Annotated in this window: 12 protein-coding genes and 5 pseudogenes; 9 read left to right on the top strand and 8 right to left on the bottom strand. The window is 69.7% G+C overall.

What is annotated here, in order from left to right:
* Window positions 1-231: 231 nt before the first annotated feature.
* A pseudogene (locus ABZ564_RS16230) lies at window positions 232-335 on the bottom strand (IS5/IS1182 family transposase); the annotation flags it as partial.
* A 142-nt stretch (window positions 336-477) separates the two neighbouring features.
* Between ABZ564_RS16230 and ABZ564_RS16235 the strand changes: the two are divergent.
* The 6 genes and pseudogenes from ABZ564_RS16235 to ABZ564_RS16260 all read left to right on the top strand — a co-directional run.
* Window positions 478-690 (top strand): hypothetical protein, encoded by a 213-nt coding sequence (locus ABZ564_RS16235; protein ID WP_360855981.1) that lies wholly within the window; start codon window positions 478-480, stop codon window positions 688-690.
* A gap of 482 nt (window positions 691-1172) precedes the next feature.
* Entirely contained in the window at window positions 1173-1598 is a 426-nt protein-coding gene (locus ABZ564_RS16240) for a hypothetical protein (protein WP_360855984.1), read from the top strand.
* Between the two features lie 13 nt (window positions 1599-1611).
* Window positions 1612-2484, top strand: a complete 873-nt coding sequence (locus tag ABZ564_RS16245; protein WP_360855987.1) for a hypothetical protein — start codon at window positions 1612-1614, stop codon at window positions 2482-2484.
* A gap of 632 nt (window positions 2485-3116) precedes the next feature.
* Window positions 3117-3669, top strand: a pseudogene (locus ABZ564_RS16250) (energy-coupling factor ABC transporter ATP-binding protein); the annotation flags it as partial.
* 249 nt (window positions 3670-3918) lie between these two features.
* Complete coding sequence (locus ABZ564_RS16255) at window positions 3919-4830, top strand: hypothetical protein (protein WP_360856262.1); 912 nt, start codon at window positions 3919-3921, stop codon at window positions 4828-4830.
* Window positions 4831-4909: 79 nt separating this feature from the next.
* Window positions 4910-5148: pseudogene (locus ABZ564_RS16260) on the top strand (hypothetical protein); the annotation flags it as partial.
* A gap of 795 nt (window positions 5149-5943) precedes the next feature.
* On the opposite strand, the pseudogene ABZ564_RS16265 reads toward ABZ564_RS16260, so the two are convergent.
* Together ABZ564_RS16265 and ABZ564_RS16270 are read right to left on the bottom strand one after the other, a co-directional pair.
* Window positions 5944-6069, bottom strand: a pseudogene (locus ABZ564_RS16265) (3-hydroxyacyl-CoA dehydrogenase family protein); the annotation flags it as partial.
* 70 nt (window positions 6070-6139) lie between these two features.
* Window positions 6140-6379: a helix-turn-helix domain-containing protein gene (locus tag ABZ564_RS16270; RefSeq protein WP_360855990.1), complete on the bottom strand. Its 240-nt coding sequence runs from the start codon at window positions 6377-6379 to the stop codon at window positions 6140-6142.
* A gap of 447 nt (window positions 6380-6826) precedes the next feature.
* On the opposite strand from ABZ564_RS16270, the gene panD reads away from it, so the two are divergent.
* From panD to ABZ564_RS16285, 3 genes are read left to right on the top strand one after another with little or no spacing between them, the layout of a single operon-like run.
* The gene (gene panD / locus ABZ564_RS16275) at window positions 6827-7252 is read left to right on the top strand and encodes an aspartate 1-decarboxylase (protein WP_360855993.1); all 426 of its coding nucleotides are present in this window, start codon (window positions 6827-6829) and stop codon (window positions 7250-7252) included.
* 41 nt (window positions 7253-7293) lie between these two features.
* Window positions 7294-7656: a GNAT family N-acetyltransferase gene (locus ABZ564_RS16280; protein ID WP_360855996.1), complete on the top strand. Its 363-nt coding sequence runs from the start codon at window positions 7294-7296 to the stop codon at window positions 7654-7656.
* 21 nt (window positions 7657-7677) lie between these two features.
* A complete protein-coding gene (locus tag ABZ564_RS16285) occupies window positions 7678-8316 on the top strand; it encodes an aspartate/glutamate racemase family protein (RefSeq protein ID WP_360855999.1) in 639 nt (212 codons plus the stop codon).
* 496 nt (window positions 8317-8812) lie between these two features.
* On the opposite strand, the gene ABZ564_RS16290 is transcribed toward ABZ564_RS16285, so the two are convergent.
* The 5 genes and pseudogenes from ABZ564_RS16290 to ABZ564_RS16310 all read right to left on the bottom strand — a co-directional run bounded on the left by ABZ564_RS16290 (window position 8813) and on the right by ABZ564_RS16310 (window position 14116).
* Complete coding sequence (locus tag ABZ564_RS16290) at window positions 8813-9253, bottom strand: hypothetical protein (protein ID WP_360856002.1); 441 nt, start codon at window positions 9251-9253, stop codon at window positions 8813-8815.
* Window positions 9254-9255: 2 nt separating this feature from the next.
* A pseudogene (locus ABZ564_RS16295) lies at window positions 9256-9654 on the bottom strand (MarR family transcriptional regulator); the annotation flags it as partial.
* 4 nt (window positions 9655-9658) lie between these two features.
* Entirely contained in the window at window positions 9659-11050 is a 1392-nt protein-coding gene (locus tag ABZ564_RS16300) for a diaminopimelate decarboxylase (protein ID WP_360856005.1), read from the bottom strand.
* 137 nt (window positions 11051-11187) lie between these two features.
* Window positions 11188-12804, bottom strand: a complete 1617-nt coding sequence (locus ABZ564_RS16305) for a helix-turn-helix domain-containing protein (RefSeq protein ID WP_360856008.1) — start codon at window positions 12802-12804, stop codon at window positions 11188-11190.
* Between the two features lie 214 nt (window positions 12805-13018).
* Window positions 13019-14116, bottom strand: a complete 1098-nt coding sequence (locus tag ABZ564_RS16310; RefSeq protein WP_360856011.1) for a lytic polysaccharide monooxygenase — start codon at window positions 14114-14116, stop codon at window positions 13019-13021.
* Window positions 14117-14231 lie beyond the last annotated feature (115 nt).

Raw genomic sequence — 14231 nt, forward strand, 5'->3', positions numbered from 1 at the left:
AGTGGAACAAGAACCCCAAGCCGTTCATCTGGACCAAGACCGCCGACGACATCCTCGACACCCTCGCCGCATACTGCACACGAATTAACGACTCAAGACACTAGGCGGCAGCACTGTCAGTGCCCGCTGCTCTTCGCCCCCCGGCTGATCGTCATGCTGGCTCGTCACGCCATCCCCCTTGCTGCGCTTGGCGATTTCAAGAGATATCACCGGGACGCGGCCACATCCAGACCCCAACAGCGGCGCGAGCTGCCGAATGGTCAGGTCCGCCAGTGCGCTGCGACCAGCAGTGCCCGGTCCTCCAGCGGAAGACTCCAGGGCAGGCCGCTGCGGAGACCACATCCGCACTCCGCCCCTCTGCGGCCGTTGTCCTTGAGTTCGTCCTCTCCGCAGAGTCGACCGGAAGCGGTACTGGGTGCCGGCAACGAGCGCAGGCTCGCCCGAGCCCGGCTGGCGCTGGCCCGCGAGCTGAGGGATATGGAGGAGCGCCTCCCGGTCGCGGAGGAGTACCTGAAGCTCGTCGACATCCTGTCGGGCTGGCGGGAGGACCGCGAGATCCACATCATGGTGGCGGCCGAGGTGGCCGTCTCCTTCGCGTTGGTGGACCGCTGGGAGCCCGCCGCTACCGCGTACCGGCGGCCGTTGCGGTCCAGGCCGAGGCGCTGCACCTGTTCTCGGTCTCGGCGATGACGAGGAGGTTCTGGCCCGGGTGGAGACCGCCATCGCATCGTGCGAGGAGGGCGGTCGGAACGGCGAGGTCCCGCGGACCGAGGCACTGCGGGTCGCGGCCCTGACCGAGGGCAACACCCTCGGCCGCTACGGCGACGCGGTGGCACGCCTCTCCGCAGGTGTCGGACGCTGCCGCGAGGCAGAAATGGACACGATGCCTGGGGCAAACGTTCCCGTTCGAGCGTTCGGACGGCCGCATTCGCCGCCCTCGACAGCTGGGGACATCGCGATATCGCACCCAGCCGCGTTCACGCGGACGAAGCGAAGCTGGCGTTCTACGCGGCACGGCTCCTTCGGACATCAGTCATGAACAGCATCTTCCCCCAGCTCAAGATCGGCCAGACAGTACCGAGAAGAGGCTCCCCGCCGCTACAAGGCCAGCTAGGCTTCTCGGTCAAGTGCTCGCACGAAGCTGTCGGACGCACAACTTAAGGGGAACACTCTTGCTAGACCCCGTAACCGCCGCAATTGTGAGTGGCGCGGCTGCCAACCTTGCCGCCACCGGCATCAGCTACGGCGTTTCTCGCTTCAGTGACGGTGTGCGGAGTGCACGCGGACGTCTTCGCAGCGCCCTTAGCCGTGCCACCGAGGAAGATCAAGCCGATGCTCTGCGTACATACGACAGCGCAACGGCTCAACTGGTATTGCGCCTGACCGGAGAGCGAGACATTCCTCTTGCAGAAGCTGAACTGACCACCCTGCTGAGGCTGATTCTTACCAGCTATGCCGAGCGCTATCCACAGGCTCGATCAGCCATTCAAAGTCTCTCCGCCCCAGCGGCCGATTCCGCGTCGATCACACAAACCGGATACGACCGGGCAACAGTCATCGGCAAGGTTGATGGCGGCCTCACCATCAACCACGGATAGAACCTCAGGAGATGTGACCAACGAGCTCATACGCGGATCCAGCATGAAAGTCATTCACTGGCCCTATATCCGCGATCACCTCGATGCCATCGGGGAGCACAGTCCGGATCTTGCCGGAACTCTCGAGTGGGTGCTCTATACGGATGAAGAAGAGAAGACGATCAGGCTCACAGGAGATGATCGGGATCGCGACGAAGGGCAGCGGCACCAGTCTTGCGACACGGTGGTTGCTATCCGTCAAGCAGCCGAACTGCTCGCCACCCTTTCCGAGCTTCAAAAACTGGCGCGAAATACCCTAAAGCAACAGGATTTTGGAGATATTGAGCAACACAGAGAGGGTATTACTTCCGAAATCACCGCGATCGCCACAGGTGCAGCAGGCACCCTCACTGCACGCATGATCGACTTCTCTCCAGCAGCGTTGCGTGCCGAGGTTGCCCAGCTCTACAAGCACGGCCCTCGAGAACTGATCCGCGCGAGCCTCGCTACTGTGTTCGAAGACGCGCGCATTCTGCGTGATCTTGCCCGCGAAGCGGCGGGACCGTTCCAGGCCAGCACTGAAGGTGAAGCCGCATACATCGCCCGCATCACCCGTGCCGAACTGGAAAACAGCGAGAACTCCCTAGCCGATGCTTGGGCGTATCGGCTCGCCTTGTATGTGGTCGCCTACCCCGAGGCCCTCCCCACTCTTGTCGATTTCACCGACGGGTCCCTTCTTTACGAACATCCTGGTGGGGCCCCAATCAGAGTGCACCTTCGGCCTGGTGGCGACGAGCAGGACACCGTGCCCATCCACCAGACTGCGAACCACCGAGCCGCCTCGGTCGGCACCGCTCAGACCGTGAATATCAATCACTACAGCCCCGCCGATGAGAAAGACGCTTAGTCACTGTAGTTGCGGAACCAGATGAGTTGGAACTGAATCCGGTCTTGACCTCGGTCCTTGCGACGGGGCAGTCGCACCAAACCGCTGAACTATCGGATTCTGATTCCGCTCGCCGACGGAGATCCGTATGGCTTTGCTGTGCGGTGGGCGGTAGGAAAAACGACCGCTTTTCTGGCAGTTCATACCTCGGGGACTACGCGGTGCGCAACCAGTCCCAGTCTGCGGTTGAGCCTGCTTTCCTGGCCGTTCAGGACGCCGTGAAGTACATGGGTATCTCGGTGAACATCCTCTACATCTGGCGCCACCGCTGGCAAGGACCGCCCTGCTTCCGGATGGGGGCGTTGGGTAGACGGCGGGTCCCCTCATCGATCAGACGTGGTCGGCGTGACGCCACCGACATCGAACGTTGCGAGGTCGCTTCGGCGACAACTCTGCGTAAAGGGTGACGGTCGCTCAGGTTGTCCTGATGCGCCGTCATGCGTTCAAGATCATCTTGCACATGCGTTGCACAAGGTGCTGAAAAACAACAGTGATCAGCGAAGGGTCGTGAAGGTAAGTATTCGCAGCTCAGCTGGCATGTTGAGATGGCGTGCCCCTTGCCCTCAAGGGGCACGACACCCCGCTGGTCAGATGTCGAGGAAACTCTCGACCTGCTCGGGCTCGCCGACCTCCGACACCGCGCCCTGTGCGAACTCTCCGGCGGTCAGCAGCAATGCGTGGCCATCGGCTCCGTCCTCACCGCACACCCCCGCGTCCTCGTCCTCGTCCTTAACGAACCCACCTCCGCCCTGGACCCCGCCGCCGACGAAGTCCTCGCGACCACCACCCGGCTCGTCCAGGACCTCGGTGTCACCGTCCTCATGGCCGAACACCGATTGGAGGACGTCGTCCAGTACCCCGACCGCATCGTCAACCTCCCCGGCGACGGACACGTCGTCCACGGATCACCTGCGGACATCCTGCGCACGTCCTCCATTGTCCCGCCCATCGTGGAAGTGTCCCGTGCCGCCCACTGGAACCCGCTGCCCCTCTCCGTACGCGACGCCCGCCGCGCCGCCGCCCCCCTACGGACCCGGCTTGTCGGCGTCACCTCACTCGGTCCGCGCGCACCGGCATCCCGGAATGAATCCCGCACTGCTGACCGCACGCGGCGTCACCGTCAGTTACCGCTGGGTCCCCGCCGTATGCGAGGTCGACCTCCGGCAAGTCCTCCCCGCTCTGGGCACGTCAGGGCGCCGGCCCACGCCGAGCCGGAACCGTACGTGTCACGGGCTGGAGGAAGATACCTCCGGTGGATCCCCACTCCATGCTGGAGAGCGTCGGGCAGGTACTCGACCAAGCCTTCCTGTGGCCGCGATGGATCCTCGGCAGTGGGTCTGTGCGCTCCTCGGTACTGTGCAGCGGACGCGTGATGCACACAAGGGGGAACCGGCCATGCCTGATCTCAGCACCTTTATATCCGAGGGCTTCGGTTCCGTAGCGACTGCCGCGGTATCACTTCTGGCGATCCCGGGCGTCATCATCGCCGGCCATATCCAGGGCAAGAACGCCCGCCAGGCGGGAGAGGTGCAGGCCAAGGCGGCTCTCGACGCGGCGAAGGAACAGGCTCACCTCTCCTACCGCGCCGCCCTCGACAGCGCCAGGGAGGTCTCCCGGGAGAACCACGCCCAGTGGCAGCGAGACCGGTGCCAGGAAGTCTGGGCGGACTACGTGAAAGAGCTTGATCTGCTGTTGCCCAAGGCGGAAGCCAACGATCAGGAAGCCAGGTCCGAGGGCTTGTTGAAGGCGTACGCCATGGTGGAGCTGCTGAGCCCGCCAAGCGTTTTGGCCAAGGCGCGCGAGGCGAAGGATCGGGCGCTGGACTTCACCACGGCGCTGTACGCGGAACACACGGAGCGCAGGAACCACATCAGCTTGGCACTGACGAGGAGGCGGCTGGTGGAAAGCGTGGCAGCAGCGTCACGGCTGTCCCGAGCCGCAGGAGGCAGCTTCGTCGAGCAGGTTCAGATTGCAGCTGACGAGTGGGACTACGTGGGGCCGGAGTCCCCCTCGGATTTTGAGGACATGTCGGCGAGGTTCGAGCGAGGCGAGACCGCTCGCGCTGCCCTTGAGGCGCTCGACGAAGCGGCGCAGGCACTCGGAGACGAAGCGGCAGAAAACCGAGCCTGCGAGGCGCTCATGGCCGCTGGCCTGAGCGAATCGGAAGCCGCCTTGTTGTCCCATACCGCGTGCGTGGACCGTCAAGCACGTGGTGAATCGCTGGCACAGAATCGTGTGGTGTTGAGGGGTCTCAGGGACGCACTCGTTATGGAGGCCCGCACCGAGTTGGATGCCCTGGGAGCGTAGCCCGCTTGGTATGCCCGTCGACCCGCTCCGCGTCGCGCTGGACCCCACCACCCGACGAGACGTACGCCGAGAAGGTGCGGTCGTGGAGATCGGGAGCGCCTGGTCAAGAGACTTGTGCGGCGGCACCCGCGTCGAGCATGCCGCCCAGATCGGCACCGTCATCCTCACTGCGGAGTCCTCCATCGGCGCCGGCATGCGCCGCCCGGAAACCGCGGCCGGAATCGAGGACTCGGATACCTGGCGCGCGAACGCGACCTGGTGAGTCGTATAGCCGATCACTTGAACGCGCCCCGTGCCGAACTGCTCGAGAGATCGGCATCGCCGTCAGCGGGACCATGCTCGCAGCACTCTTCACCGGCGACATCGCCACCTCGAACTGGAGCGCTGACCAGACAGCGGAGTTCGGCGAGGCAGTCACCCTGGCCGGCCTCCTGCTCACGGCCTTGGCCGCGGCACTGGTGGGATGGGGCATTGCCCACACATGTCGCGGCATGGACACCACGACACAGTCGCCGTCAGCCGATCGGACGGCGTGTAGGAAGAGAGGGCCGCGAGGCCACAGGACCCATCGTAGATCGCGGCTCGCTTGCGGTACTGGTCTGGATGGCGATGGCCCCGCCCTCACCCCGCGCCTATCGGTAAACGACGGGGAGTTAAGGCGATCTGGTTGAGGCGGTGCAGCGGGCGCTCCGCGTCGACCAGGAGGGCTGGTGCGGGCGATCAGTTCAGTCCCTTTGAGCCGATCTCGTGCGCCCCGCTTTGGAAGCGCCCGATCAACTGGCCGGGCGCCTCCGGACGGAGCAGGGACGTGAGCGCTCATGGCCTTGTAGCGCGTTGGTCTGGAGGCGAAGGTCCAGGGATTTTTTAGGGACTTTCAGCTTTGTCGGAGGGATATCCGAGGGATTTTTCGCAGTACAAGCACGGAAGGCCGCGACAGCGCTGAAAGGCTCAGGGCTTCGAGTCCGAGCCTCCGCGCCCTCCCTCCAAAGCGCTCCGGCACGGCGGCGGGCTGGTAGTAGAAGGCGAGACCCTTGGGGGCCACCCATTGTCCTTACCTGGGGGAACGCGCTTTGTCAGGCTCGGCGTCGTCATCGCCGGGCCCGCCAGGAACGGTCAGTCGTACGGGTAGAAGCCCGAGCCCGTCTTGCGGCCCAGCCGGCCCGCGTCGACCGTTCGCTGGAGCAGCGGGGGAGCGGCGTACAGGGGCTTCTTGTACTCGGCGTACAACTGGTCGGCACTGTGTGTGGTCCTGTGGCCTGCGCTCCCGTCAGTGCATCCGGCGGCTTGTAGCTTCGAGTTTGATTGGCGTTCAGTGGACCTTCTGTTGCTCCAGCCATTTGAAGACCTCAGCCCTCTTGTACAGGACCTTGGCGTTCCTTCCTCGACCGAGTTTGTACCCTTTCAAGCCCAGTTTCGACGCCTCCCTGTACACCCAGCTCGTTGACATGCTGAGCATCGCGGCGACCTCGGAAGTCTCCACGAGGACGGCCTCGACAGGATGATGCTTGCGTTGTGGGCTGTCTTTGGAGGGGCGTGGCTGCGATTCCATGAGGGAGGTGCTCCTTGAGGCTGGGCGAATGGAGAGTTGCGGGTCGCGTTCCGTGGTGGCACGGGGTGGCGGGTGAGTCGTGGTCATGGTCGCGAGAATCGTCGGCTTGGCCGAACCGGGATTCAGTGCTATCGCCGCCTCGAAACGTCCGGCGGAGATGCGGCCCGGGAGCGTCGGGGCCGTCGTCCTGGCGTCGAGGTGACGCTGATCACGAGTGCTCTTGAGAGGGGCGCTGCGTAGGGGTGCGAGGGTCGTCGAGGTAGAGGCCCGAGGGGGGCGAGGCCTCCGTCGACGCCTGATGATGCGTCAGTAAAGTCAGCAAGTGGTCAGCATGAGTCCTGAAAAACCTGGGGAAAGCTGCCCGCACATGCGACTCGTTGTAGAGTGTGGAAGCAGCACTTGACCTGCAAAAACGCAGGCAGGGAGCCTATGCCCAGGAGTACCTCAATGCTACGAACGATATTCAAGTCCAAGATCCACCGTGCCACCGTGACCCAGGCCGACCTGCACTACGTCGGTTCCGTCACCATCGACGCCGAGCTGATGGAGGCCGCGGACCTGCTGCCCGGTGAGCTGGTGCACATTGTCGACATCGACAACGGGGCCCGGCTGGAGACGTACGTCATCGAGGGCGAGCGTGGTTCCGGTGTGATCGGGATCAACGGCGCCGCCGCCCACCTCGTGCACCCGGGTGACCTGGTCATCCTCATCAGTTACGCCCAGGTCGAGGATGCCGAGGCGCGCGCCCTCGTCCCGCGTATCGTGCACGTCGACGCGGACAACCGCATCGTCGCACTCGGTGCCGACGCCTCCGCGCCCGTGCCGGGCAGTGACACCGAGCGCAGCCCGCACGCGGTGCCCGCGGCGCGCTGAGGCGGCTCGTCCAGCGAGACCCCACCAGGGAGCAATCCGCCATGGCAGAGCAGACCGGGCCCGAGATCCGTGACGACCGGGCGGCGGGCAGGCTGTCCGCGTACGAGGACGGCGAGGCCGTCGGAGTCGTCGCGTACTTCGTGATGGACGGTGAGCCCGCCGGGCTCGTCGCCGTCCACACGGTCGTCGAGCCCGGACACGAGGGCAAGGGCATCGGAGGTGCTCTGGTCGGGGAGTTCTACGCCATGGCGGGGCGCGAGGGCGTGCCCGTCGTGCCGTTGTGCTCGTACGCCGCCAAGTGGGCCTCCCGCCATCCCGACGAGGCCCCCGAGGCCCCCGAGGCGCCGGACGGGCTGGTGGAGCGCGCGAAGACGCAACTCGCCACGCACCCCGAGCTGTACTGAACCGGAAGGAACGGGCCGTCCGTGACGCTCGCGCTGCTCCACACCTCGCCGGTCCATGTCCCGGTCTTCGACGCCCTGCGCGACGCCGACCACCCGGGGACCCTCCTCCGCCACGTCGTACGCGAGGAACTGCTGGCCAGGGCCGCGGCGCTGGGGCCCGATGCGGTGGCGGGCGAGGTGGAGGCGCTGGTCGCGGGGCTGGCCGCCGAAGGGGCGGGCGCCGTGCTCTGCACCTGTTCGACGATCGGTGCCGTGGCCGAGTCCGCCGGGATCGTGGTCGGCGTCCCGGTCCTGCGCGTCGACCGGCCCATGGCGGCGGCGGCCGTCCGCGCCGGGCGGATCACCGTCCTCGCCACCCTCGCCTCCACCCTGGAGCCGACCCGCGCACTGCTCGCCGAGGAGGCGGCCGGAGCCGGCCTGCCGGGGGCGGATGTGCGCACCGTGCTGGTGGAGGGCGCCTGGGACCGTTTCGCCGCCGGTGACCAGGACGGCTGCCTCGACCTCGTGGCCGAGGCGGCCGACGCGGTGAGCGATGCGGACGTCATCGTGCTCGCCCAGGGCTCCATGGCCGGTGCCGCCGAGCGTACGACCGCCGCGGTTCCGGTACTGTCCAGCCCCCGCCCCGGGCTGGCCGCCGCGGTGGCGGCCGCGGGGCGCTGAACGGACGGTGGGTGCGCTCGGCCGTGCGCTGGTCCCGGGCGGTCCGGGATCGGCAGGCCCCGAGCCGAGCCGGTCGTCCGGGCCCAGCCGGCCGTGAGCCGAGCCGAGCCGATCCGACCGCAGCGGCGCTCCCGCCGGCCACCCTTCCTCGTCCGGACGCAGCAGTCTTCCTCGGCCGTACGTATGGGCTCGCCGGGCGCGGGCAGCCGCTCCGGGAGACGGTGGAAGAGAGCTCCACCCGCGATCGTCCGGAGGCCCGAGATGACTCATCCGTTCCCCGACCCCGTCCCGCCGGCGCCGACCCCGGGTCCGCTGCCGGAGCCGACGCCGCCCGCGCCGACCCCGCCCGCACCCACACCGCCCGCGCCGAATCCGCCCGGGCCCCCGCCGCCCGGCCCGGCGCCCGATCCGATCCCGCAGCCGCCGTCCCCGAACCCCGACCCGGTGCCGCCGCCGGAGCCGGAGCCGTCACCGGTCGGCTGACCGGGGCGGCCGGTCAGCCGGCGGCCAGCATCGCGTCGGCCCGTGCGGTCACCTCGGTCAGCACCCGGCCCGCCGCGGCCAGGTCCTCGGGCGGCAGGTCCCCGTACAGCGCGGCCGTGATGTCGGCGACGCCCGCCTTGTACGTCTGGACCAGCGCCTCGCCGACAGGGGCCAGCTCCAGCAGGGGCCGGTCCCCGGGCCGCTCCTCCAGCAGTCCGGCGGACGTCAGCTCCGCGACGGTCCGCTCCGCCGCCGGGAGATCGAGCTTCACCGCGCCGGTCAGACGCTCGGTCAGCGCCCCGCGTTCGATGGTGCCGCCCGCGGCGTCGGCGGCGTTCAGCGCCAGGGACTGGTGGAAGGTGGTGCCCTGGGGCAGGAGCCGTTCGGCGAGGGCGCGGGTGGCGTAGTGGGCCATGCCGATGACCTGGCCGTTGACAGCGGGTGCGGTGGCCATGATTACTCCTCGTGAGAGACGGTGGCGGGAGGAACCGGCACATCGAGCAGGGCCGTCAGTGCCTCGGTGAACGCCTCGGTACCGGCGCCGCCGATACCGCCCAGCGGGGCGAGCAGCCCGTCGACGAGCTCCCGGACCACCGCGACCGCGCGGCCGGTCGCCGCGCGGCCCTCCTCGGTCAGGGAGAGCCGGACCGCCCTGCTGTCCGCGGGATCGGTGGTCCGTTCGACGAGCCCCGCGGCCTCCAGGGCGCGGGCCAGTTTCGAGACGTAGAGCGCTTCGAGTCCGGTGTGGTCCGCCAGCGCGCGCTGACTCGGCCGCAGCCCCGCATGCTCCATGCCCCGCAGGGAAGCGACCAGCGAGTACTGCGCGTGCGTCAGGCCGAGCGGTGCCAGGGCCCTTGCCTCAGACCCCCGGATTCAGCAGCGCGTCGGCGTGCGCGAGGCCGCTCTCGGCGGAGACCGAGTCCAGGGACTGGGCGTCGCGCACCGGCGCGAACCGCACCACCGGCTCCGCGCGCCCGCCCGTACCGGCGACGTCGAATCCGTACACCGCCGGGCGCGGCAGACTGTTGTACGACCACGGGGTGGAGAAGTAGTACGCCCCCGTGTCGTACAGCACCACGTAGTCACCCGCTCGCAGCTCGGGCAGTTCCCGGGCGTGCGCGACGACGTCCCCGGCGAAGCAGCACGGCCCCGCGATGTCCTGGACCACCATGGGCCCGTCCTTCGGCCGCCCCTCGGAATCGAAGGCGCCGACCCGCAGCGGCCAGGCCTCCGGCATGAAGACCGTACGGGTGGCGGTCTGGGCGCCCGCGTGGGTCAGCGCGATACGTCGGCCGCCCGCGTCCTTCGTGTACTCGACCAGCGCGCCGATGAAACCGTTCTTCGCCAGCAGGGACCTGCCGAACTCGGTGACCAGCTCGTACCGGCCGTCGAAGAGTCCGGGCACCGCGGCCCGCAGCGCCGCGGCGTAGGCCGCGAAGGTGGGGCGTACCTCGTCGTCGGCGAAGTTGACCGGGAGGCCGCCGCCGATGTCGAGCCCGGTGACCTGCCGGCGGCCCAGCGTCTCGTTGATCTCCTCGGCCAGCCGGTACGTCTCGCCGATCCCGGCCGCGATCAACTCCAACGAGCAGCCCTGCGAGCCGACATGAGCGTGCAGCCGGGTCAGCCAGGGGTGCGCGGCGAAGGTCTTCACGACCTGCTCGCGCGCGCCGGAGTCGCGCAGCGCCACGCCGAACTTCGACGTGGCCGTGGCCGTGCTCATCGCTCCGATGGAGCCGCCGCCGACCTGCGGGTTGACCCGGAGCCCGATGGCGGACACCGCGTCCGCGGGCCGCAGCGAGGCGATCCGGTCCACCTCGTCGAGGTTGTCGGCGTTGATCGCCACGCCCACGGCCAGGGCGCGGCGGATCTCGTCCCGCGTCTTGGCGGGGGAGTCGAGCACGATCTTCGACGGCGCGAACCCGGCGTCCAGCGCGAGCCGCAGCTCGCCCGGGCTCGCGACCTCGCAGCCCATGCCGCACCGGGCGAGCAGCCGCAGTACGGGGACCAGCGAGGACGCCTTCGCGGCGAACGTGTGCAGCACGGCGGGCACCCCGGGGAACGCCTCGTGCAGGGCGGCGACCGACGCGCGCACGCCGTCCGTGTCGATGAAGCCGGCGACCGGGCTGGACTCGCCCAGCAGACCGGCGGCCACGGCGTGGCGGACCACCGCCGCGACACGCGCGGACGGGGCCCCCGCCGAGGGCGCCGGGGCGGAGGGGGGCAGGGCGGAGGGCGGCGAAGAGAGGCTCATGGAGCCAGAGTCGGCGATGGATGCCCCCAGGTCTCTGTCCGGACGGCCAAGAACGGCGCACGGCCTTGGCCATCCGGCCAACAGCCGTCATGAACTGCCTGCTTTCTCGGCCGGCCAACGTACGGACAGACGGCAACCTACCCGCTGAGCCGGACGGCGAGGGCGACCAGGAGCCGGGTGTCGGGGTCGTCCAGGTCCACCCCGAACCGCTCCCGGGCGCGCCGCAGCCGGTAGCGCAGCGTGTTGGGGTGGACGACCAGCCGGGCCGCCGCCCGCGCGACGTCGCCCGACGCGTCGAGGTAGGCCGCCAGCGACCGGACCAGTTCGCCGCCGGCCGCCAGGTCCACCCGTACGAGCTCGTGCACGGGCCCGTTCCCCGCCTCCCAGACCGGCCGGGCCGCGTCCAGGACCCGGGCGATGTCCAGTGAGGGGCCCACGCCCGCCGCGTCCGCCGACCGCTGCGCACCGCCCCTCTCCGCCCGCTCGCGCAGCACCCGCACGATGAGCAGGGCCTCGTCGCACGAGGCCCGCACCCCTTGCGCGCCCGCGACCACCGGACCGGCCCCCGCCAGCACCCCGGCGGCCCCGTCCTGGCCCGCCAGCTCCCGGGCCAGCGCCGCCGCGCCGCGTTCCGCCCCCGCGTCCACGGGCAGCAGCACCAGCAGCCGCTCGCCGTCGCGCAGTACCCGCACGGAGGGGCGGTACGTCGCGGCCTGGAGCGCCGGTACGTCGAGCGCGCGACCGCCCGGGGCGGACGCGGAGCTCAGGGGTTCGGCGACCACCACCGCGCAGGCGGCGTCCGGGGACAGGCCGAGCGCCCAGGCGTGCGTGCGGGCGTCCCCGTCCCCGTACAGCAGTCCGCGCAGCGCGATCTCGCTGCGGCGGGCGGCGCCGCTCTCGCGCAGCCGGTGCCGCACCAGCAGGGGAGCGGCGACCTCGGCGGCCCTGCGCAGGGCGTCCGGCGCGTCCGGGCGCAGGGGACGTCCGTCGCCGGCCACCCAGATGGAGCCGAGGACTTCGGGGCCGCTGCGGACCGCGATGATCAGGCGGTCGGGCCCCTCGGCGTCGGCCGCGCGGTGGACGACGTCCCGGGACGTCCAGAGCGTCCGCAGGATCCCGCTGCGGCGCAACTCCGCGACCCGCCACTCCGGCACCCGGCCCCCCAGGATGGTGGACCGGCGGAGCACGTCGGCGTCGGGGCCGGTCGCGGAGTGGGCCAGGACCCGCAGGCGCGTGTCCTCGATGGTGATCGAACCGCCGGTGTACTCGGCGACGGTCGCCGCGAGGGCGCTCAGGCTCTCCGGGACTCCGGCCGCCATCCGTCCCGCGGCCCCGTCGTCCGCGCCCGCCCGTGCGCAGGCCAGCGCGGAACGCAACAGCGCTGCGGTGTCCGTCCAGTCGGCCCACTCCGCGCGGGTGAGCAGGGCGACCCCCGCCTCCTCGGCGACGGCGACCACCTGCGGCGCGGCGGCCACCCCCTCCACGGCTCGCAGCACCACGCCGGACGCGCCGCGGCGCGCGGCTTCGCGCACCGGGGCGGCGGCGTCGGGCGACGACGCGGGCGGACCGGTCACCAGGACCAGGCAGCCGTCCAGCGGCCGGGCGGGGCCCTCGTCGCCCACGGCCACACCCCGTACCCCGACGTCGCGGCCGGCGGGTGCGAGGAGCAGGTGCAGGCTTCCGCCGTCGTCGAAGGCGAGAAGCTCACGCAACGCGACGGAGGGCTCCGGCGGGAGGGACGCACGGCTCGTCATGGCAGCCGAGCATACGAGCGCGCCGGCGCGCGGGGACGGCGTGTCCGGGACCCGGCCCTCGCCCGTGCGGTGACGGCCGGCGGACGGGTGCCCGCTCGGGGGTGGGGTGTCCGGGGCCCGGTCGCGAGCGGCACGGCGGCCGCCGGTCCCCGGACGGGACGAGACGGCGGCGGCTCCCGCGTCACTCGGGAACCGCCGCCGTCCGCATCAGCGGCTACGGGGTGACGCAGCCGATCGAGCCGACGGGGAAGTCGTTGCCGGTGGAGGTCGCGGTGAACCCGAAGGTGACGCTGCCGTCCGGCGGGATCGTCCGGTTGTAGTCGGCGTTCGTGACCGTCAGCGTGCCGTCGGACGCTGTGCTCAGCACCCCGCTCCACACGCTGCTGACCTTGGTGCCCGAACCGGGCTTCCACCGCACGGCCCAGCCGTCCAGCGCCGTCGTGTTGTGGTTCATGACCTCGACGGAGCCCTGGAAGCCGCCGCTCCAGGAGTTGGTCACGCTGTAGACGGCCATGCACCCGGTGTGCGGGTCGGTGGGGTCGGTCGGATCGGGCGTCGGATCCGGCGTCGGGTCCGGGTCCGGAGTGCTGCCCGAGCCGCGGATGCCGGTCACTTCGCCGTGGCCGCCGTCGAAGACGATGTCGGAGCAGGAGAAGAAGTTCTCCTGACTGTCCGAACGGACCCACTGGATGAACATCACCGCGTCACCCGAGCGGCCCGAGGGAAGGGTCAGGTCCCAGTAGTAGTGACCGCCGTCGGTGCCCGGCGAGCCCACCTGGGGCGGGTTGGTGACGGTCTGGATCAACTCCAGGTCGTCCCAGCCCAGTTCGGTCGTGGGCGAGTACCCCGGCTTGGACACGTACACCCGGAACGAACCCGGGTGCGCGGCCCAGTTGCTGTGGTCGACCTCGATCGTGGCGCCCGAGGTCAGGTGCGTACGGGGCCAGTCGCCGCGCGGTGCGTTGTAGCCGGTGAAGTCGTACGGGGACCGGTCTCCGGCGCTGCACAGCTTGCCGTCCGGGACATAACCCTCGCCCCGGCCGCCCGCGTTGGAGTCGAGTACGGCGAACCAGTTGTACAGGGAGGTCGCGCCGCTCTCCGCGAGTGCGGCCTTGCACGCCGGGTTGGTCGGGTCCAGGGAACCCGTGCTGGTCTTGGCGTCCAGGTAGCAGAGGTAGGTGCGCGATCCCGGCGACATCGTGACGCCGTGGGCCTGCGCGCTGCCCTGGCCCAGCAGGGTGAAGGCGATGCCGCCGAGAAGCGTCGCCAACACCGCTGCCAGCGAGGCCAGTTGTGTCCTGCGTCTTGCCATGGTGTCTCCTTCTGCGTGTGCGGGGGCTGCCGTCGTGCGGGACGTGCGTCAGGAGGTCGTACCGGACTGGGGCCGGTCCGGCGGCGCCGTGGGTGGTGAGGCCGTACGTGGGGGT

Origin of the sequence: Streptomyces sp. NPDC019224, from assembly GCF_040632605.1 — a bacterium.
In the GTDB taxonomy this organism is placed as follows: Bacteria; Actinomycetota; Actinomycetes; order Streptomycetales; family Streptomycetaceae; genus Streptomyces.

Excerpts from the sequence above, each read along its gene's own strand:
- ABZ564_RS16235 (WP_360855981.1), top strand. The coding sequence starts at position 478 with ATGGAGGAGCGCCTCCCGGTCGCGGAGGAGTACCTGAAGCTCGTCGAC.
- ABZ564_RS16255 (WP_360856262.1), top strand. The coding sequence starts at position 3,919 with ATGCCTGATCTCAGCACCTTTATATCCGAGGGCTTCGGTTCCGTAGCG.
- ABZ564_RS16270 (WP_360855990.1), bottom strand. The coding sequence starts at position 6,379 with ATGGAATCGCAGCCACGCCCCTCCAAAGACAGCCCACAACGCAAGCAT.
- panD (WP_360855993.1), top strand. The coding sequence starts at position 6,827 with ATGCTACGAACGATATTCAAGTCCAAGATCCACCGTGCCACCGTGACC.
- ABZ564_RS16280 (WP_360855996.1), top strand. The coding sequence starts at position 7,294 with ATGGCAGAGCAGACCGGGCCCGAGATCCGTGACGACCGGGCGGCGGGC.
- ABZ564_RS16290 (WP_360856002.1), bottom strand. The coding sequence starts at position 9,253 with ATGGCCACCGCACCCGCTGTCAACGGCCAGGTCATCGGCATGGCCCAC.
- ABZ564_RS16300 (WP_360856005.1), bottom strand. The coding sequence starts at position 11,050 with ATGAGCCTCTCTTCGCCGCCCTCCGCCCTGCCCCCCTCCGCCCCGGCG.
- ABZ564_RS16305 (WP_360856008.1), bottom strand. The coding sequence starts at position 12,804 with ATGACGAGCCGTGCGTCCCTCCCGCCGGAGCCCTCCGTCGCGTTGCGT.
- ABZ564_RS16310 (WP_360856011.1), bottom strand. The coding sequence starts at position 14,116 with ATGGCAAGACGCAGGACACAACTGGCCTCGCTGGCAGCGGTGTTGGCG.